The sequence below is a fragment of the Neptuniibacter sp. SY11_33 genome (genome assembly GCF_047778025.1).
Classification (GTDB): domain Bacteria; phylum Pseudomonadota; class Gammaproteobacteria; order Pseudomonadales; family Balneatricaceae; genus Neptuniibacter.
Genome location: NZ_CP180543.1, coordinates 3473975 through 3490351 on the forward strand (window position 1 = coordinate 3473975; position 16377 = coordinate 3490351).

The window sequence follows — 16377 nt, forward strand, 5'->3', positions numbered from 1 at the left end:
TTCCACATCTGAGAGCCATTATGGATAAGATTCAGGTCCGGGGTGCGCGTACCCACAACCTTAAAGATATTGATCTTGAGATCCCCCGAGACAAACTCATTGTTATTACAGGGTTATCCGGCTCAGGTAAATCTTCGCTGGCATTTGATACGCTCTATGCAGAAGGCCAACGCCGCTATGTTGAGTCTCTCTCAACCTATGCTCGCCAGTTCCTATCGATGATGGAAAAACCTGATGTCGATCATATCGAAGGCTTATCCCCTGCGATTTCGATTGAACAGAAATCAACATCTCACAACCCGCGTTCCACTGTTGGTACTATCACCGAAATATACGATTACCTGCGCCTATTGTTTGCCCGTGCAGGTGAGCCGCGCTGCCCTGATCACGATCTACCACTTGCAGCACAAACAATCAGTCAGATGGTCGACCAAGTGCTTGAGCTTGAGCAAGGCAGTAAATTAATGCTGCTAGCGCCTGTAGTACAAGGCAGAAAAGGTGAGCACTTACACACTATCAACAATCTGCGTGCTGAAGGCTTCATTCGCGCCAGAATCGATGGAATTGTGGTCGACTTAGATAGCGCACCAGAGCTAGATAAGAATAAGAAGCACGATATTGAAGTGGTCATTGACCGTTTCAAAGTTCGCGATGATCTACAGACCCGATTAGCAGAATCATTCGAAACAGCACTCAATCTCAGCGATGGCATTGCCAAAGTCGCGTATATGGATGGTGACGCTGAAGAATTAATCTTCTCTGCCCGCTTCGCCTGTCCAGAATGTGGACATAGTATTCAGGAGCTCGAACCGAGACTATTCTCTTTCAACAATCCTCATGGCGCTTGCCCAAGCTGTGACGGCTTAGGGGTTAAACAATACTTTGATCCATCCAAAGTAGTTCACGATGCAAACCTAACCCTATCCGAAGGCGCGATTCGAGGTTGGGATCGTCGTAGCTTGTATTATTTCCAACAGCTTAAAGCCGTAGCAGAGCAATACGGATTTGATATGGACACACCATTCAAGTCCCTTAAAAAATCAGAACAAGATCTTATTTTGAATGGTAGCGGCACAGAAACCGTCACTTTCCGTTACCTAAATGATCGCGGCGATATTATTAATAAAGCGCACCCATTCGAAGGTGTTTTGAATAACTTACAACGCCGATATAAAGAAACGGAATCTGATACCGTACGCGAAGATCTAGCCAAATATCTGAATATGCAACCATGCTCGTCCTGTAACGGCAGTCGCTTACGCCGCGACGCGAGGCACGTATATATCGATCAGCAGACACTCCCCGATATCGTTAAGAAACCGATTGGAGAGAGTTTAGAGTATTTTGAGAGTCTTCATCTAACGGGTAAACAAGGTGAGATCGCTGAAAAAATACTAAAAGAGATTCGTGAACGCCTAAGATTCCTTGTCAACGTAGGCCTAGAATATCTCTCTCTAGATCGTAATGCCGATACTCTTTCAGGTGGTGAAGCACAGCGAATTCGTCTGGCAAGCCAGATTGGCGCTGGCCTTGTTGGGGTTATGTACATTCTAGATGAGCCTTCAATCGGCCTGCACCAACGAGACAACGAACGACTGCTCAAAACACTGGTTCACCTAAGAGATTTAGGAAATACAGTAATTGTTGTTGAACACGATGAAGACGCAATTCGTCTTGCCGATTATGTCATTGATATAGGCCCAGGCGCCGGTGTGCATGGTGGACAAGTCATTGCTGAAGGGACACCAGATGAAGTCATGGCAAACCCAGCCTCTATTACAGGTCAGTATTTAACAGGGACTAAAGAGATCGCTGTACCTGAACAGCGTCATCCTTCTGATAGCAAGAAGCAGCTATGCCTCAACGGTGCTAGTGGTAACAACCTAAACAATGTAGATCTAAAGATACCTGTAGGCTTACTAACTTGCGTTACCGGCGTATCTGGCTCAGGCAAATCCACTCTGATCAATGGCACGTTGTACCCTATAGCAGCAACAGAACTGAACAATGCCACAACCTTAGATCCAGCACCGCATAAATCTATCGAAGGCATCAAGCATTTCGATAAGGTCATCGATATTGACCAAAGCCCGATTGGCCGTACCCCGCGCTCAAACCCAGCAACTTATACAGGTATTTTTACACCCGTGCGCGAACTATTTGCTGGTACTCAAGAGGCACGCTCTCGTGGCTATAAGCCAGGTAGATTTAGTTTTAACGTCAAAGGAGGTCGCTGTGAAGCTTGTCAGGGTGATGGAGTTATTAAGGTAGAGATGCACTTCTTACCGGATGTATATGTGCCTTGCGATGTTTGTAAAGGTAAGCGATATAACCGTGAAACACTGGAAATCAAATACAAAGGCAAAAATATCCATGAGGTCTTAGACCTTACGGTTGAAGATGCTCGAGAATTCTTTGATGCGATCCCAGCACTGGCTCGACGCCTACAGACCTTGATGGATGTTGGTTTGTCCTATATCCGTCTAGGCCAAGCTGCTACGACACTATCTGGCGGTGAAGCACAGCGCGTAAAACTAGCCAAGGAATTATCTAAGCGTGACACAGGCAAAACACTGTATATCCTAGATGAGCCCACTACAGGCCTGCATTTTTACGATATTCAACAACTGCTTAATGTACTCTACCGTTTGCGTGATCACGGCAACACAATTGTTGTAATTGAACACAATTTAGATGTAATCAAAACTGCAGATTGGATTGTAGATTTAGGACCTGAGGGCGGCGTCAAAGGCGGAATGATCATTGCCGAGGGCACGCCGGAAGAGGTTGCTGGGAACCCAGCTTCGCATACAGGGCGATTCTTAAAGCCAATGCTTAACCTGAAATAACTAGGTTATGTCTTTGCACGCATCCTCCTCTAATCAAGCTTAATGCTGCCAATGGACACCTTCTTTGATTTTCTTGGAAGGTGCTCCAGCTATAATTACATGTTTCTCGGCACTTGATCTTGTTACGGTTGTATTTGCTGCAACTATACAACCATCTTCGATAACCGAGTTTTTTAAGACAAAGCACCTTGCACCAAGCCACACGTTGTTGCCAATAGCGACTCTATCTACAATATTAATCTGATCACCAGCTTGATCGAAAATTAAATGCTGATCAGTATCCATCACAACAGATTCCCAAGCAAACATACAGTCATTGCCGATAGACATCTGCTTTTCACAAATTATTGTGTTGTCACCTGTAGCAATGAAATTGGCACCTAGATCCAGATCACCAGTAACAATTAGCCGTGTACCTTTACCAATCTTCACTTTACCCCGAACCGACAGTGACCCATCAACTTGGAGCATTGTCCGACTATAGCGATAGTCGATCATATCAGCCCCTGTAAAACCGATTCGAACAAGCCCAGTTTTAACCTTATCCAACTTGATTCTGCCATTTAGTGAAATAAGCTTAGTTTTATTGGAAACAATCAGGGGAAGCTTAACCGCTTGATTAAAAGGTAATAAGCGTAAGTTTACGTACAGGCTTTTTGGAATCGCAGCCAAGTACCGAAACAACTTAACCAATTTATCAGTATTCATTACAGCCAAAACCTTTGAACGAATAATCAATGTAAGGGTAATAGTAATGTCTTTGCTAAATTTCAGGCAATAAAAAACCCGGCATAAAGCCGGGTTTTTTTAGATCAAGAAATCTTAATCTTCTGCTTCGTCGTCAGCTTCTACAGCTGGACGATCAACTAGCTCAACGTAAGCCATTGGTGCGTTGTCACCTGGGCGGAAACCGCACTTCAGGATACGAACGTAGCCACCAGGACGCGCGTTGTAACGCGGACCTAGTTCGTTGAACAGTTTACCAACAGCAACTTTGCTGCCAGTACGTGCGAATGCCAAACGGCGGTTCGCTACAGTGTCGTTTTTAGCCAGTGTAATCAGTGGCTCTGCATAGCCGCGCAGTTCTTTAGCTTTAGGCAGAGTTGTACGAATCAACTCGTGCTCAAACAAAGATACTGCCATGTTTTTAAACATAGCTTTGCGGTGCGCACTGGTACGGCTTAATTTACGACCAGATTTACGATGACGCATGATAAATCCCTACCAAACCAGTCAGTTGTAATCGCCGAATCAGGAAGCGACTTTATCGTCGTTCTTCAGGCTAGCCGGTGGCCAGTTCTCAAGACGCATACCTAGGGACAAGCCCTTAGATGCAAGCACGTCTTTGATCTCTGTCAACGACTTCTTACCCAAGTTCGGAGTCTTAAGCAGTTCAACCTCTGTACGCTGAATCAGATCACCAATATAGTAGATCTGTTCTGCCTTCAGACAGTTGGCGGAACGTACAGTCAGCTCCAGATCATCTACAGGACGCAGAAGAATTGGATCAATTTCCGGCTCTTCTGGTTCATCCTTAGCTTGATCAGCACCATCTTCCAGGTCAACAAACACAATAAGTTGTTGCTGTAGGATAGTAGCCGCACGACGGATAGCTTCTTCTGGATCAATGGTACCGTTAGATTCGATATCAATAACCAGTTTATCCAAGTCAGTACGCTGCTCTACACGTGCGCTTTCTACAACGTAAGAAACGCGACGCACTGGGCTGAAAGTAGCATCCAGCTGTAGACGACCGATTGCACGAGTCTCTTCTTCATCAGAAACACGCAGATCAGCTGGAACGTAACCACGGCCACGACCAACAGTTAGCTGCATGTTAAGACTCGCGCCTTCATTAAGGTGAGCAATAACGTGGTCCGGGTTAGCGATTTCAACATCCTGATTCAGTTGAATATCACCAGCAGTTACAGGACCTGCTTCAGATTTGCTCAGAGTCAGAGTTACTTCGTCGTTGTTGTGCAACAACACTGCAACCCCTTTCAGGTTCAGGAGGATTTCAATTACATCTTCCTGAACACCTTCAATTGTGCTGTACTCATGCAAAACGCCTTCAATCTCAACTTCTGTTACGGCACAACCCGGCATAGAAGATAAAAGAATGCGGCGTAATGCATTGCCCAGCGTATGGCCAAATCCACGCTCAAGTGGCTCAAGAGTCACTTTAGCGCGCGTTTTGCTGATTTCTTGTACGTCAATATGACGTGGACTTAGAAACTCATTTACCGAACGCTGCATATTTCCACCAAAATAAAAGTTAAAATTACTTCGAGTACAGCTCTACAATTAGCTGTTCGTTGATATCTGCGGACAGATCAGAACGCTCTGGAGTGGCTTTGTATGTGCCTTCCATTTTTGCAGCGTCTACATCAACCCACTCAACTGCTGCACGTTGGCCAGCTAACTCTAGAGCGTTTTTAATACGCAACTGAGATTTAGCTTTTTCACGTACTGCTACTACATCACCTGCTTTAACTTGGTAGGAAGCGATATTCACAACCTGACCGTTAACAGTGATTGAGCGGTGAGATACGATCTGACGAGATTCGGCACGTGTAGAACCGAAACCCATGCGATATACAACATTGTCCAAACGACCTTCTAGCAGTTGCAGAAGGTTTTCACCTGTTGCACCGCTACGACGAGCCGCTTCTTTATAATAACTGCGGAACTGACGTTCCAGTACGCCGTACATACGACGAACTTTCTGTTTTTCACGTAGCTGCAGGCCGTAGTCGGATAAACGACCGCGACGAGCGCCGTGAACACCAGGGACAGTCTCAGCTTTACACTTGCTGTCCAGCGCGCGAACACCGCTCTTTAGGAAAAGGTCAGTACCTTCCCTACGAGACAGTTTGCACTTTGGTCCAAGATAACGAGCCATATTACCGTCTCCAGATTAAACGCGACGTTTCTTCGGTGGACGACAACCATTGTGAGGGATTGGCGTCACGTCAGTGATATTTGCAATTTTGTAGCCTACAGAGTTCAGAGCACGAACAGCTGATTCGCGTCCTGGTCCTGGGCCTTTTACAAATACGTCTAAGTTTTTCAGGCCATACTCTAATGCAGCCTGTCCAGCGCGCTCAGCCGCAACCTGAGCAGCGAAAGGGGTACTCTTACGAGAACCACGGAAGCCGGAGCCACCCGCAGTTGCCCAAGAAAGAGCATTACCCTGACGATCGGTAATTGTAATGATCGTATTGTTAAAAGAAGCGTGGATGTGGGCGAACCCATCCGCTATTTGCTTCTTCGCTTTTTTGCGTGTGCGATTACCTGGCTTTGCCATATTCGGAATTCCTATCGCTTACCACTTATTTACGGATCGGCTTACGCGGGCCTTTTCGAGTGCGCGCGTTAGTTTTACTACGCTGACCGCGAACCGGAAGGTTACGACGGTGGCGAATGCCGCGGAAACAACCAAGGTCCATCAAACGTTTGATGCTCATGGATACTTCACGACGCAGGTCGCCTTCAACAGTAAATTTAGCAACTTCTCCACGAACGATGTCCAATTGCTCATCGGACAGATCAGAGATCTTAGTAGTCGGTGCAATACCGCAAGTTTCTAAGATCGCAGACGACGTCGTGCGGCCAATACCGTAAATGTAAGTCAGAGAAATTACCGCATGCTTATTGTCAGGAATGTTGACTCCAGCTATACGGGCCATTCTATTACTCCGTTTAATAAAAGGTGTTTGTTTTAATTATCAAACACCAATAAAAATTTGTTCTGTTCGCAGAAGGCGCGCAATAATACACATTGATTAAAATTAAATCAAGTGTTGCACACCATCTACGCCCAAATCAGGGGTTAATTAACCCTGACGCTGCTTGTGACGCGGCTCTACTTTACAGATCACACGTACTGAACCGTTACGACGAACGATTTTACAGTTACGACAGATCTTTTTAACAGATGCACGTACTTTCATGATCTACTCCAGTTGTGGCCTTAGCGCGAAAGTCCTGCGCCGCCACCTTTGAGATTAGATTTCTTCATCAGGGACTCGTACTGATGTGACATCAGATGAGACTGAACCTGCGCCATAAAGTCCATCACGACAACTACGACGATCAGGAGTGAGGTGCCACCGAAATAGAACGGTACATTCGCTGCGACTACTAGGAACTGAGGCATCAAAGATACTGCAGTAATATAAAGCGCACCGAACAAGGTCAATCGGCCCAACACGGTATCAATGTAACGCGCGGATTGATCACCTGGACGAATACCCGGAATAAAAGCACCTGATTTCTTCAGGTTATCTGCTACATCCTTAGGATTGAAAACAATCGCTGTGTAGAAGTAGCAGAAAAATATAATTGCGACCGAGAATAGCAAAATGTAAAGCGGCTGACCTGGGCCAAGCGCTAAAGCAACATTTTGCAGCCAATCCATACCTTCACTTTGACCAAACCATTGGCCCATGGAAGCAGGGAATAGCAAAATACTGGATGCAAAAATCGGCGGAATCACACCAGCCATATTGACCTTCAATGGAAGGTGGCTAGATTGTGCCGCGAACACACGATTACCCTGTTGGCGTTTCGCATAGTTGATGGTAATACGGCGTTGACCGCGCTCCATAAACACAACAAAACCAACTGTAGCAATCGCTAGTACAGCAATAGCTAACAGCGCAAGGATATTTAAATCACCTTGACGCGCTGCCTCAAAGGCCTGTCCGATCGCACTAGGCAGACCGGCAACAATACCAGCAAAGATCAGAATGGAGATACCGTTACCGATACCACGCTCTGTCACTTGCTCACCTAACCACATTAGGAAGACTGCACCCGCTACCAGAGTTACAACAGCTACAAAATAGAAGCTGGCATCCGCGGTAAACGATACACCTTGATTGGCTAGGCCTACGGCCATACCAAAGGCTTGTACAGTTGCAAGCGCTACAGTCCCGTAGCGAGTGTACTGGTTAATCTTACGACGACCAGCCTCACCCTCTTTCTTTAACTGAGCCAAGGTTGGGCTAACGACCGTCATCAGCTGCATGATAATCGATGCAGAGATGTACGGCATAATCCCCAATGCCAAGATACTCATACGCTCCAATGCACCACCGGAGAACATGTTAAAGAGACTCAGGATTGTGCCCTGGTTCTGATCAAATAATGCGGCCAAACGATCTGGGTTGATACCCGGTACAGGAATATGTGCACCGATACGATAAACAACGATCGCCATCAAAACGAAAAGTAGACGAGACTTAAGCTCACCTAGTCCGCTTTGGTTGCCCGCTGGTATAGGTCCTTTTTTAGCCATTTATGCCTCGACTTTACCGCCAGCAGCTTCGATAGCAGCCTGTGCACCTTTGGTCACTTTAAGACCTTTAACAGTGACAGCCTTATTGATCTCACCAGACAAGATCACTTTAGCAGTCTTAATTTCCTGCTTGATGATGTCTGCTGCTTTCAAAGCATTTAGATCAATTACTTCAGCTTCGATCTTAGCAAGTTCGTTCAGACGAATCTCTGTAACGTAACGAGCAATACGAGAAGTAAAACCGAATTTCGGCAGACGACGCTGCAAAGGCATCTGACCGCCTTCGAAACCTGGTTTTACAGAACCGCCAGAGCGGGATTTTTGACCTTTGTGACCACGGCCACATGTCTTACCCAAACCGGAACCAATACCACGACCAACGCGTTTAGCCGCTTTCTTGGAACCTTCAGCAGGGCTTAGAGTGTTCAGACGCATGCTGTAACTCCCTTATTAGTCTTCTACCTGAACCAGGTAGTTAACTTTGTTGATCATGCCACGTACAGATGGAGTATCTTCTACTTCAACTGTGTGCCCAATACGGCGTAGACCTAGACCCTTAACACACAATTTGTGGTTAGGAAGAGTACCGATAGGGCTACGTACTAGTGTTACTTTAACAGTCTTAGCCATTGTCGATTACCCCAGAATGTCTTCTACGGACTTACCGCGCTTAGCAGCTACATCTTCCGGAGATTTCATTGCAGCAAGACCTTTAACAGTCGCGCGTACAACGTTAACCGGGTTAGTAGAGCCGTAGCACTTAGCCAGTACGTTATGGACACCTGCCAATTCTAGTACTGCACGCATCGCACCACCTGCGATTACACCAGTACCTTGAGATGCAGGCTGCATGTAAACTTTAGAAGCACCGTGACGTGCTTTAATTGGGTACTGCAACGTGTCGCCGTTCAGTTCAACTGAAACCATGTTACGACGAGCTTGTTCCATTGCTTTTTGAATAGCAGCAGGAACTTCACGAGCTTTACCACGACCGAAACCTACACGACCTTTACCATCACCAACTACAGTTAGTGCTGTAAAGCCGAAGATACGACCACCTTTTACTACTTTAGCGACGCGGTTAACCTGAACCAGCTTTTCCTGCAGATCGCCGTCTTTCTGTTCATGATTTGACATATTCGATCCCTTTAGAATTCCAGGCCGCCTTCGCGGGCTGCATCAGCCAAAGCTTTAACACGACCGTGATACTGGTAACCAGAACGATCAAATGCTACTTCAGATACGCCAGCTTCTTTAGCACGCTGAGCGATCAATGCGCCTACTTTTTCAGCTGCTGCAACGTTACCGCCAGCAGTTTCACGCAGATCTTTTTCTACAGTTGATGCAGCTGCAAGAACTTTTGCACCATCAGCAGAGATAACCTGAGCGTAGATGTGACGCGGTGTGCGTGTAACGCACAGACGTGTTGCACCTAACTCACGCATTTTAAGGCGAGAGCGGCGAGCACGACGAATACGAGATTGTTTCTTAGCGTTCATAACCCTGCCCTATTTACTTTTTCTTCGCTTCTTTACGGCGAACATACTCATCAGCATAACGAACACCTTTGCCTTTATATGGCTCTGGTGGACGGAACGCACGAATCTCAGCAGCAACTTGACCTAGAACTTGCTTATCAGATCCTGAAAGGATGATAGTAGTTACGTTAGGCGTTTCCGCTTTGATACCTTCTGGTAGGTCGTAATCGATCGGGTGCGAGAAACCTAGGTTAAGGTTAAGAGTGTTGCCTTTAGCAGCAGCACGGTAACCAACACCTTGAAGTTCAAGAGTTTTCTTGAAGCCTTCAGTTACACCAACAACCATGTTGTTAACCAGAGAGCGAGTAGTACCAGACAAGGAAAGAGACAGCTTAGAAGCTTCACGAGCTGTGAACTTCAAAGAACCTTCTTCTAGATCAACACCAACAGATGGGTGAACGTCTAGAGAAAGTTGGCCGTTTTTACCTTTAACATTGACAGTCTGACCGTCAATCTTAACTTCAACACCTGCAGGTACGATAACAGGGCTTTTTGCAATACGTGACATATTGAAATACCTCTTAGAATACCGTGCAGATTACTTCGCCGCCAACGCCAGCACTACGTGCAGCGCGGTCAGCCATTACACCTTTACTTGTAGAGATAATCGCTACACCCAGACCACCAGATACTTTTGGTAGTTCGTTTGCGTTCTTATAGATACGCAGACCTGGACGACTAACGCGTTTGATCTCTTCAATTACCGGCTTTCCTTCAAAGTATTTAAGCTCAATGTTCAGAACCGGTTTTACGTCGCCTTCTACTGCGTAGTCAACGATGTAACCTTCGTCCTTAAGAACCTTGGCAATTGATACTTTTACTTTGGAAGACGGCATAGATACGGCCTGCTTTTCAGCCATATGACCGTTACGAATACGAGTAAACATATCCGCTAGAGTATCTTGCATGCTCATGCATTTACTTCCTCTTGTGCAGCACAGTGCGGTACCCCTAAGGGCCTAGCCACTGCGCTTACCGTTATACTAACTGGAGATTACCAGCTAGCCTTTTTCAAACCTGGAACATCACCGCGCATCGCTGCTTCACGCAGTTTGATACGGCTAATACCGAACTTGCGGTATACAGCGTGTGGACGACCAGTAATCTGGCAACGACGCTGCTGACGAGATTTGCTTGAGTCGCGTGGTAGCTTCTGTAGAGCGATCACTGCATCCCAAACTTCGTCTTCTGATGAATTAGGGTTATTGATAATTGCTTTTAGTGCAGCACGCTTTTCAGCGAACTGTGCAACTAGCTTCGCACGTTTGTCTTCACGTGCCTTCATTGATTCTTTAGCCATGATGTATGCCTATCACTTACGGAACGGGAAGTTCAGGGCAGCCAATAGAGCACGACCCTCATCATTGTTCTGAGCAGTTGTAGTGAACGTAATGTCCATACCACGCATCTTATCAACCTTATCGAATTCGATTTCAGGGAAGATGATCTGCTCTTTAACACCCATGCTGTAGTTGCCACGACCGTCAAAAGATTTCGGGTTTAGGCCACGGAAGTCGCGGATACGAGGGATAGAAATATCTACCAAACGGTCCAAGAATTCCCACATACGCTCGCCGCGTAGTGTAACTTTACAGCCGATTGGCCAACCTTCACGAACTTTGAAGCCCGCGATAGATTTACGTGCCAAACATACAACTGGCTTTTGGCCCGCAATTGCAGTCATATCTGCAACAGCGTTCTCAAGCATTTTTTTGTCGCCCAACGCTTCACCAACACCCATATTAAGAGTGATTTTAGTCAAACGTGGAACTGCCATTACGTTAGGGCAGTTCAGCTCATCTTTAAGCTGCTGCTTAACGGAATCGTTATAAAGCGCTTTTAATCTAGACATGATATCTCCCCTTATCCGCCAATTACTTCGCCGGTAGACTTGAAGATACGAGTCTTAGTGCCGTCTTCAAGAACTTTGAAGCCTACACGATCGCCCTTACTAGTCTGCGGGTTGAAGATCGCTACGTTAGAAACTGCAATAGCTGCTTCTTTTTCAACGATGCCACCTGCTTTACCCAACATTGGGTTCGGCTTAGTGTGCTTCTTCACCATGTTGATACCAGAAACGATCAAACGATCGTCCAGAACACGCATGACTGTGCCACGCTTGCCCTTGTCTTTTCCTGCGATGACAATTACTTCATCGTCACGTTTAATTTTGCGCATAATTTACCTATATCGCTTCCTGCTACCCTCTCATGCTCAAAAACGCCAACACCTTCCGGTGTTAGCGTTTTCACATAAACCGAACAGTATTTTGTTCGATCTTTATAGCACTTCAGGCGCCAGGGAAATGATTTTCATGAACTTCTCTGAACGAAGTTCACGCGTCACTGGGCCGAAGATACGAGTACCGATTGGAGCGTCGCTCGCATTCAGTAGAACCGCTGAGTTAGTATCAAAGCGAATTACTGAACCGTCTGGACGACGAACACCTTTACGGGTACGTACCACTACGGCGTTAAGAACCTGGCCTTTCTTCACTTTACCGCGAGGAATCGCTTCTTTAACGGTAACTTTAATAATGTCACCTACAGAAGCGTAGCGGCGGTGAGAACCACCAAGGACCTTAATACACTGCACTCGCTTAGCGCCACTGTTATCAGCAACGTCAAGCATAGATTCAGTTTGAATCATGGTCTTACTCCAAAAACATTTTTAGGCCGCCCGCAATGCGGACGGGCCGGCTAATGGAGCAAAGGTGCGATAGTTTACACCTTTGCTGCACGCTCTTCAATACGAACCAACGCCCAAGATTTATTCTTAGACAATGGACGAGTTTCTGCGATGGTAACTAGGTCACCCTGCTGACACTCATTTTTCTCATCGTGAGCATGCAGTTTAGAAGAGCGCTTCATGAATTTTCCGTAAATCGGATGCTTCTCTTTGCGCTCAACCAGAACTGTGATGGTTTTATCCATCTTGTCGCTAACAACGCGACCAGTAACAGTTCGAGTACGTTTTTCGGCGCTCATACTTAGTTACCTGCCTTTTCGTTGAGTACTGTCTTCACACGAGCGATATCGCGACGAACCTGTCCAAGAAGATGATTTTGAGCAAGCTGACCAGTTGTCTTCTGCATGCGCAGATTAAACTGCTCTTTTAGAAGACCTAGTAGCTCTTGCTGTAGTTCATCAACGGACTTTTCACGTAGTTCAGTTGCTTTCATTACATCACCGTCCGTTTAACAATGGTTGTTGCAACAGGCAATTTTGCAGCAGCTAGGGTGAACGCTTCAGATGCAAGCTGTTCATCAACTCCGCTCATTTCGAACAGAATCTTACCTGGCTTGATTTGAGCAACCCAGTACTCAACCGCACCTTTACCTTTACCCATACGTACTTCAAGCGGTTTCTTAGAAATTGGCTTATCTGGGAACACACGGATCCAGATTTTACCACCACGCTTAACGTGACGTGTCATGGTACGACGCGCTGCTTCGATCTGACGTGCAGTGATACGACCACGGCCGGTCGCTTTCAGTGCAAATTCACCAAAGCTTACAGTGCTACCGCGCTGTGCTAGACCGCGGTTGCGGCCTTTCATCATTTTGCGGAACTTAAGACGTTTTGGTTGTAGCATCGACGTCTACCTCACTTACCTTTCTTCTTAGGCGCATTCTTTTCAGCACGAACTTGTTCGATGCCACCAAGAACTTCACCCTTGAAGATCCAGACTTTAACGCCGATCACACCGTAAGTAGTGTGCGCTTCATAAGTAGCGTAATCGATATCAGCACGAAGTGTGTGCAATGGCACACGACCTTCACGATACCATTCGCTACGAGCGATTTCGGCACCACCAAGACGACCACCTAGCTGAATCTTGATACCTTTAGCACCAAGACGCATTGCGTTCTGCACCGCGCGCTTCATAGCACGACGGAACATAACACGACGCTCAAGCTGGCTTGCAACACCTTGTGCAACAAGACGCGCGTCTAGTTCTGGTTTACGAATTTCTTCAATGTTGATGTGAACAGGAACACCCATCATTTCTGATACAGTGTTGCGTAGTTTCTCAACATCTTCGCCTTTCTTACCAATCACGATGCCCGGACGAGCAGTGTGAATAGTAATTTTTGCATTCTGTGCAGGACGCTCGATTTCGATGCGGCTAACAGATGCTTTTTCAAGCTGCTTGTCCAGGTACTCACGCACCTGCAGATCGTTCTGCAGCTTGCTTGCGTATTCGCTCTTGTCTGCATACCACACAGAAGTGTGATCTTTAACAATACCGAGACGAATACCCGTAGGATGTACTTTCTGACCCATAACGGAATCTCCTAGCAGTCAGCTCAGTCGGCCACTTTTACAGTGATGTGACAGGAGCGCTTCAAAATTCGATCAGCGCGACCTTTCGCACGCGGCTTGATGCGTTTCATAGTCATTGCTTCATCAACAAAAACTGTAGAAACGCGTAGCTCGTCAATATCAGCACCTTCGTTATGCTCTGCGTTAGCAATAGCAGACTCTAGTACTTTCTTAACAAGCGCCGCACCTTTTTTAGGACTATACGCCAGGATATCCAGAGCTTCACCGACAGACTTACCACGGATCTGGTCAGCGACCAGACGTGCTTTCTGTGCAGAGATGCGGGCGCCTTTGTGCTTAGCGGCAACTTCCATCATCTAACTCCTTATCGCTTGGCTTTCTTGTCTACTACGTGACCACGGTAAGTACGTGTCACAGCAAACTCGCCCAGTTTATGACCAACCATGTCCTCGGAAATAAATACCGGAACATGCTGACGGCCGTTGTGTACTGCAATTGTCAAACCTACGAAATTCGGGAAGATCGTAGAACGACGTGACCAAGTTTTGATTGGACGACGGTCGTTTGCTTCAACTGCAGACTCTACCTTTTTCAACAGGTGAAGGTCGATAAATGGACCTTTCTTCAGTGAACGTGGCACAGCTGTATCCTCTTACTTAGCGTTACGACGGCGTACGATCAACTTATCAGTACGCTTGTTCTTGCGAGTTTTATAACCCTTAGTCGGAACACCCCATGGCGACACTGGGTGACGACCACCGGAAGTACGACCTTCACCACCACCGTGTGGGTGGTCTACTGGGTTCATCGCAACACCACGAACAGTAGGACGAACACCACGCCAGCGCGTAGCACCAGCTTTACCAAGCTGACGCAAGGAGTGCTCACTGTTGCTCACTTCACCCAGAGTTGCACGACACTCAATTAGGACCTTACGCATTTCGCCAGAACGTAGACGAAGAGTTGCGTAAGCACCTTCACGTGCAACCAACTGTGCAGATGTACCCGCAGAACGAGCAATCTGAGCACCTTTACCAGGCTTCAACTCAACACAGTGAATTACAGAACCCACTGGGATGTTGCGTAGAGGCATAGTATTGCCAGGCTTGATATCTACAGAATCGCCAGAGATGATCTTAGCGCCCGCAGAAACACCTTTTGGTGCAATGATGTAACGACGCTCACCGTCTGCATATACAACTAGTGCAATATGCGCAGAACGGTTTGGATCGTATTCCAAACGCTCAACTGTCGCTGGAATACCGTCTTTGTTACGACGGAAATCGATGATACGGTACTGCTGTTTGTGACCACCGCCAATATGACGAGTAGTGATGCGACCGTGGTGGTTACGACCACCGCTCTTGCTCTTTTTCTCAACAAGAGCTGCATGAGGCTTGCCTTTATGCAGTTCAGTATTAGTCACTTTAACTACATGACGGCGTCCAGCAGAGGTCGGCTTAGTTTTAGTCACTGCCATTTTATATACCCTCTATTACTCGCCACCAAGAAAATCAATCTCAGAGCCGTCAGCTAGTGCAACATATGCTTTACGCACATCGCTACGCTTGCCTAAACCACGCTGTGTACGCTTGGTTTTGCCCTTAGCATTAAGAACGTTCACGCCTTTAACTTTAACGTTGAACAGCTCTTCTACTGCTTGCTTGATTTCTGGTTTGGTAGCGTCTTTAGCCACACGGAATACCACTTGCTGAGAACCATCAGCTACGATAGTAGCTTTCTCGGAGATGTGCGGACCCAGCAGCACTTGATAAATGCGTTCCTGTTTCATGCCAGCTTCTCCTCGATTTTCTTCAGAGCAGCAACAGTAACTAGCACTTTATCGAAGCCAACTAGGGCAACCGGGTCAACACCCGCAGCGTCACGAACATCAACGTGTGGTACGTTGCGTGCAGCCAAGTACAAGTTCTGCTCTACATCTTCAGTAATCAGCAGTGCGTTAGTCAGCTCAAGCTCGTTCAGCTTAGCCACAAACTGTTTTGTCTTTGGAGATTCCAAAGCGAAATCTTCAACAACAACCAGACGTTCTTGACGTACAAGCTCAGAGAAGATGCAACGCATTGCTGCGCGGTACATTTTCTTGTTTACTTTCTGAGCGTAGTCACGCGGCTGAGCCGCAAAGGTAACACCACCGGCACGCCAGATTGGAGAACGGCTAGTTCCCGCACGTGCACGACCTGTACCTTTTTGACGCCATGGCTTAGCACCACCGCCAGAAACCGCAGAACGGTTTTTCTGAGCTTTAGTGCCTTGACGACCGCCAGCCAAGTAAGCTGTAACTACTTGGTGAACTAGCGTTTCGTTGAATTCTTTACCAAAAGCCAGGTCGGAAACTTCAACCGAACCATTAGCTCCAGCTAAATTCAGATTCATTTCAAACC

28 protein-coding genes are annotated in these 16377 nt (G+C 46.7%); 1 reads left to right on the forward strand and 27 read right to left on the reverse strand.

The features are described 5' to 3' along the window. The first annotated feature begins 20 nt into the window (after window positions 1-20). Window positions 21-2849: an excinuclease ABC subunit UvrA gene (gene uvrA / locus ACMXYV_RS16470; RefSeq protein ID WP_415889520.1), complete on the forward strand. Its 2829-nt coding sequence runs from the start codon at window positions 21-23 to the stop codon at window positions 2847-2849. A 39-nt stretch (window positions 2850-2888) separates the two neighbouring features. Here uvrA and ACMXYV_RS16475 read toward each other — a convergent pair whose 3' ends face one another. The 27 genes from ACMXYV_RS16475 to rplD form a co-directional block, all read right to left on the reverse strand. After that, a complete protein-coding gene (locus tag ACMXYV_RS16475; RefSeq protein WP_415889521.1) occupies window positions 2889-3557 on the reverse strand; it encodes an acyltransferase in 669 nt (222 codons plus the stop codon). Between the two features lie 114 nt (window positions 3558-3671). Then, a complete protein-coding gene (gene rplQ, locus ACMXYV_RS16480; protein WP_415889522.1) occupies window positions 3672-4061 on the reverse strand; it encodes a 50S ribosomal protein L17 in 390 nt (129 codons plus the stop codon). A gap of 39 nt (window positions 4062-4100) precedes the next feature. After that, entirely contained in the window at window positions 4101-5105 is a 1005-nt protein-coding gene (locus ACMXYV_RS16485; protein WP_415882720.1) for a DNA-directed RNA polymerase subunit alpha, read from the reverse strand. A 25-nt stretch (window positions 5106-5130) separates the two neighbouring features. Further along, window positions 5131-5751, reverse strand: coding sequence for a 30S ribosomal protein S4 (gene rpsD / locus ACMXYV_RS16490; RefSeq protein WP_415882721.1), 621 nt, complete (start codon window positions 5749-5751; stop codon window positions 5131-5133). A 15-nt stretch (window positions 5752-5766) separates the two neighbouring features. Then, the gene (gene rpsK / locus ACMXYV_RS16495) at window positions 5767-6156 is read right to left on the reverse strand and encodes a 30S ribosomal protein S11 (protein WP_415882722.1); all 390 of its coding nucleotides are present in this window, start codon (window positions 6154-6156) and stop codon (window positions 5767-5769) included. Window positions 6157-6181: 25 nt separating this feature from the next. Then, window positions 6182-6538: a 30S ribosomal protein S13 gene (gene rpsM, locus ACMXYV_RS16500; protein ID WP_415882723.1), complete on the reverse strand. Its 357-nt coding sequence runs from the start codon at window positions 6536-6538 to the stop codon at window positions 6182-6184. A 147-nt stretch (window positions 6539-6685) separates the two neighbouring features. Next, window positions 6686-6802: a 50S ribosomal protein L36 gene (gene rpmJ / locus ACMXYV_RS16505; protein WP_007021200.1), complete on the reverse strand. Its 117-nt coding sequence runs from the start codon at window positions 6800-6802 to the stop codon at window positions 6686-6688. 20 nt (window positions 6803-6822) lie between these two features. Beyond that, window positions 6823-8151, reverse strand: coding sequence for a preprotein translocase subunit SecY (gene secY, locus ACMXYV_RS16510; RefSeq protein WP_415882724.1), 1329 nt, complete (start codon window positions 8149-8151; stop codon window positions 6823-6825). Further along, complete coding sequence (rplO, locus tag ACMXYV_RS16515; protein ID WP_415889523.1) at window positions 8152-8586, reverse strand: 50S ribosomal protein L15; 435 nt, start codon at window positions 8584-8586, stop codon at window positions 8152-8154. It abuts the gene before it with no gap. 15 nt (window positions 8587-8601) lie between these two features. Then, the gene (gene rpmD / locus ACMXYV_RS16520; RefSeq protein ID WP_415882726.1) at window positions 8602-8781 is read right to left on the reverse strand and encodes a 50S ribosomal protein L30; all 180 of its coding nucleotides are present in this window, start codon (window positions 8779-8781) and stop codon (window positions 8602-8604) included. 6 nt (window positions 8782-8787) lie between these two features. Next, window positions 8788-9288, reverse strand: a complete 501-nt coding sequence (gene rpsE, locus ACMXYV_RS16525) for a 30S ribosomal protein S5 (RefSeq protein ID WP_297309703.1) — start codon at window positions 9286-9288, stop codon at window positions 8788-8790. Window positions 9289-9299: 11 nt separating this feature from the next. Beyond that, window positions 9300-9650, reverse strand: a complete 351-nt coding sequence (gene rplR, locus ACMXYV_RS16530) for a 50S ribosomal protein L18 (protein WP_415882727.1) — start codon at window positions 9648-9650, stop codon at window positions 9300-9302. A gap of 13 nt (window positions 9651-9663) precedes the next feature. After that, window positions 9664-10197 carry a 50S ribosomal protein L6 gene (gene rplF, locus ACMXYV_RS16535; protein ID WP_415882728.1) on the reverse strand — a complete coding sequence of 178 codons (534 nt, stop codon included), beginning with the start codon at window positions 10195-10197 and terminating at the stop codon, window positions 9664-9666. 13 nt (window positions 10198-10210) lie between these two features. Then, the gene (rpsH, locus tag ACMXYV_RS16540) at window positions 10211-10603 is read right to left on the reverse strand and encodes a 30S ribosomal protein S8 (protein WP_415889524.1); all 393 of its coding nucleotides are present in this window, start codon (window positions 10601-10603) and stop codon (window positions 10211-10213) included. 80 nt (window positions 10604-10683) lie between these two features. Beyond that, the gene (rpsN, locus tag ACMXYV_RS16545) at window positions 10684-10989 is read right to left on the reverse strand and encodes a 30S ribosomal protein S14 (protein WP_415889525.1); all 306 of its coding nucleotides are present in this window, start codon (window positions 10987-10989) and stop codon (window positions 10684-10686) included. Between the two features lie 12 nt (window positions 10990-11001). Then, the gene (gene rplE, locus ACMXYV_RS16550; protein ID WP_415889526.1) at window positions 11002-11541 is read right to left on the reverse strand and encodes a 50S ribosomal protein L5; all 540 of its coding nucleotides are present in this window, start codon (window positions 11539-11541) and stop codon (window positions 11002-11004) included. A gap of 11 nt (window positions 11542-11552) precedes the next feature. Further along, window positions 11553-11867 (reverse strand): 50S ribosomal protein L24, encoded by a 315-nt coding sequence (gene rplX / locus ACMXYV_RS16555; RefSeq protein ID WP_415882732.1) that lies wholly within the window; start codon window positions 11865-11867, stop codon window positions 11553-11555. A gap of 102 nt (window positions 11868-11969) precedes the next feature. After that, window positions 11970-12338 (reverse strand): 50S ribosomal protein L14, encoded by a 369-nt coding sequence (rplN, locus tag ACMXYV_RS16560; RefSeq protein ID WP_007021360.1) that lies wholly within the window; start codon window positions 12336-12338, stop codon window positions 11970-11972. Window positions 12339-12412: 74 nt separating this feature from the next. Continuing rightward, complete coding sequence (gene rpsQ, locus ACMXYV_RS16565; protein WP_292949289.1) at window positions 12413-12676, reverse strand: 30S ribosomal protein S17; 264 nt, start codon at window positions 12674-12676, stop codon at window positions 12413-12415. A gap of 2 nt (window positions 12677-12678) precedes the next feature. Beyond that, window positions 12679-12870, reverse strand: a complete 192-nt coding sequence (gene rpmC / locus ACMXYV_RS16570) for a 50S ribosomal protein L29 (RefSeq protein WP_299179666.1) — start codon at window positions 12868-12870, stop codon at window positions 12679-12681. Then, window positions 12870-13283 (reverse strand): 50S ribosomal protein L16, encoded by a 414-nt coding sequence (gene rplP, locus ACMXYV_RS16575; RefSeq protein WP_415882733.1) that lies wholly within the window; start codon window positions 13281-13283, stop codon window positions 12870-12872. The genes rpmC and rplP overlap by 1 nt, the downstream gene beginning before the upstream one ends. 11 nt (window positions 13284-13294) lie before the next feature. After that, on the reverse strand, window positions 13295-13975 hold the full coding sequence (rpsC, locus tag ACMXYV_RS16580; protein WP_415882734.1) for a 30S ribosomal protein S3: 681 nt from the start codon (window positions 13973-13975) through the stop codon (window positions 13295-13297). 23 nt (window positions 13976-13998) lie between these two features. Next, window positions 13999-14328 (reverse strand): 50S ribosomal protein L22, encoded by a 330-nt coding sequence (gene rplV, locus ACMXYV_RS16585; RefSeq protein WP_415884689.1) that lies wholly within the window; start codon window positions 14326-14328, stop codon window positions 13999-14001. Window positions 14329-14339: 11 nt separating this feature from the next. Continuing rightward, window positions 14340-14615, reverse strand: coding sequence for a 30S ribosomal protein S19 (rpsS, locus tag ACMXYV_RS16590; protein ID WP_415889527.1), 276 nt, complete (start codon window positions 14613-14615; stop codon window positions 14340-14342). Between the two features lie 12 nt (window positions 14616-14627). Then, window positions 14628-15455 (reverse strand): 50S ribosomal protein L2, encoded by an 828-nt coding sequence (gene rplB / locus ACMXYV_RS16595; protein WP_415889528.1) that lies wholly within the window; start codon window positions 15453-15455, stop codon window positions 14628-14630. 15 nt (window positions 15456-15470) lie between these two features. Further along, window positions 15471-15767: a 50S ribosomal protein L23 gene (gene rplW / locus ACMXYV_RS16600; RefSeq protein ID WP_299179655.1), complete on the reverse strand. Its 297-nt coding sequence runs from the start codon at window positions 15765-15767 to the stop codon at window positions 15471-15473. Next, entirely contained in the window at window positions 15764-16369 is a 606-nt protein-coding gene (gene rplD, locus ACMXYV_RS16605) for a 50S ribosomal protein L4 (protein ID WP_415889529.1), read from the reverse strand. Before rplD ends, rplW begins: the two co-directional genes overlap by 4 nt. Window positions 16370-16377: the final 8 nt, after the last annotated feature.

Bases quoted from the DNA above. Each gene is read 5' to 3' on its own strand.
- uvrA (WP_415889520.1), top strand. From the start codon at position 21: ATGGATAAGATTCAGGTCCGGGGTGCGCGTACCCACAACCTTAAAGAT.
- ACMXYV_RS16475 (WP_415889521.1), bottom strand. From the start codon at position 3,557: ATGAATACTGATAAATTGGTTAAGTTGTTTCGGTACTTGGCTGCGATT.
- rplQ (WP_415889522.1), bottom strand. From the start codon at position 4,061: ATGCGTCATCGTAAATCTGGTCGTAAATTAAGCCGTACCAGTGCGCAC.
- ACMXYV_RS16485 (WP_415882720.1), bottom strand. From the start codon at position 5,105: ATGCAGCGTTCGGTAAATGAGTTTCTAAGTCCACGTCATATTGACGTA.
- rpsD (WP_415882721.1), bottom strand. From the start codon at position 5,751: ATGGCTCGTTATCTTGGACCAAAGTGCAAACTGTCTCGTAGGGAAGGT.
- rpsK (WP_415882722.1), bottom strand. From the start codon at position 6,156: ATGGCAAAGCCAGGTAATCGCACACGCAAAAAAGCGAAGAAGCAAATA.
- rpsM (WP_415882723.1), bottom strand. From the start codon at position 6,538: ATGGCCCGTATAGCTGGAGTCAACATTCCTGACAATAAGCATGCGGTA.
- rpmJ (WP_007021200.1), bottom strand. From the start codon at position 6,802: ATGAAAGTACGTGCATCTGTTAAAAAGATCTGTCGTAACTGTAAAATC.
- secY (WP_415882724.1), bottom strand. From the start codon at position 8,151: ATGGCTAAAAAAGGACCTATACCAGCGGGCAACCAAAGCGGACTAGGT.
- rplO (WP_415889523.1), bottom strand. From the start codon at position 8,586: ATGCGTCTGAACACTCTAAGCCCTGCTGAAGGTTCCAAGAAAGCGGCT.
- rpmD (WP_415882726.1), bottom strand. From the start codon at position 8,781: ATGGCTAAGACTGTTAAAGTAACACTAGTACGTAGCCCTATCGGTACT.
- rpsE (WP_297309703.1), bottom strand. From the start codon at position 9,288: ATGTCAAATCATGAACAGAAAGACGGCGATCTGCAGGAAAAGCTGGTT.
- rplR (WP_415882727.1), bottom strand. From the start codon at position 9,650: ATGAACGCTAAGAAACAATCTCGTATTCGTCGTGCTCGCCGCTCTCGC.
- rplF (WP_415882728.1), bottom strand. From the start codon at position 10,197: ATGTCACGTATTGCAAAAAGCCCTGTTATCGTACCTGCAGGTGTTGAA.
- rpsH (WP_415889524.1), bottom strand. From the start codon at position 10,603: ATGAGCATGCAAGATACTCTAGCGGATATGTTTACTCGTATTCGTAAC.
- rpsN (WP_415889525.1), bottom strand. From the start codon at position 10,989: ATGGCTAAAGAATCAATGAAGGCACGTGAAGACAAACGTGCGAAGCTA.
- rplE (WP_415889526.1), bottom strand. From the start codon at position 11,541: ATGTCTAGATTAAAAGCGCTTTATAACGATTCCGTTAAGCAGCAGCTT.
- rplX (WP_415882732.1), bottom strand. From the start codon at position 11,867: ATGCGCAAAATTAAACGTGACGATGAAGTAATTGTCATCGCAGGAAAA.
- rplN (WP_007021360.1), bottom strand. From the start codon at position 12,338: ATGATTCAAACTGAATCTATGCTTGACGTTGCTGATAACAGTGGCGCT.
- rpsQ (WP_292949289.1), bottom strand. From the start codon at position 12,676: ATGAGCGCCGAAAAACGTACTCGAACTGTTACTGGTCGCGTTGTTAGC.
- rpmC (WP_299179666.1), bottom strand. From the start codon at position 12,870: ATGAAAGCAACTGAACTACGTGAAAAGTCCGTTGATGAACTACAGCAA.
- rplP (WP_415882733.1), bottom strand. From the start codon at position 13,283: ATGCTACAACCAAAACGTCTTAAGTTCCGCAAAATGATGAAAGGCCGC.
- rpsC (WP_415882734.1), bottom strand. From the start codon at position 13,975: ATGGGTCAGAAAGTACATCCTACGGGTATTCGTCTCGGTATTGTTAAA.
- rplV (WP_415884689.1), bottom strand. From the start codon at position 14,328: ATGGAAGTTGCCGCTAAGCACAAAGGCGCCCGCATCTCTGCACAGAAA.
- rplB (WP_415889528.1), bottom strand. From the start codon at position 15,455: ATGGCAGTGACTAAAACTAAGCCGACCTCTGCTGGACGCCGTCATGTA.
- rplW (WP_299179655.1), bottom strand. From the start codon at position 15,767: ATGAAACAGGAACGCATTTATCAAGTGCTGCTGGGTCCGCACATCTCC.
- rplD (WP_415889529.1), bottom strand. From the start codon at position 16,369: ATGAATCTGAATTTAGCTGGAGCTAATGGTTCGGTTGAAGTTTCCGAC.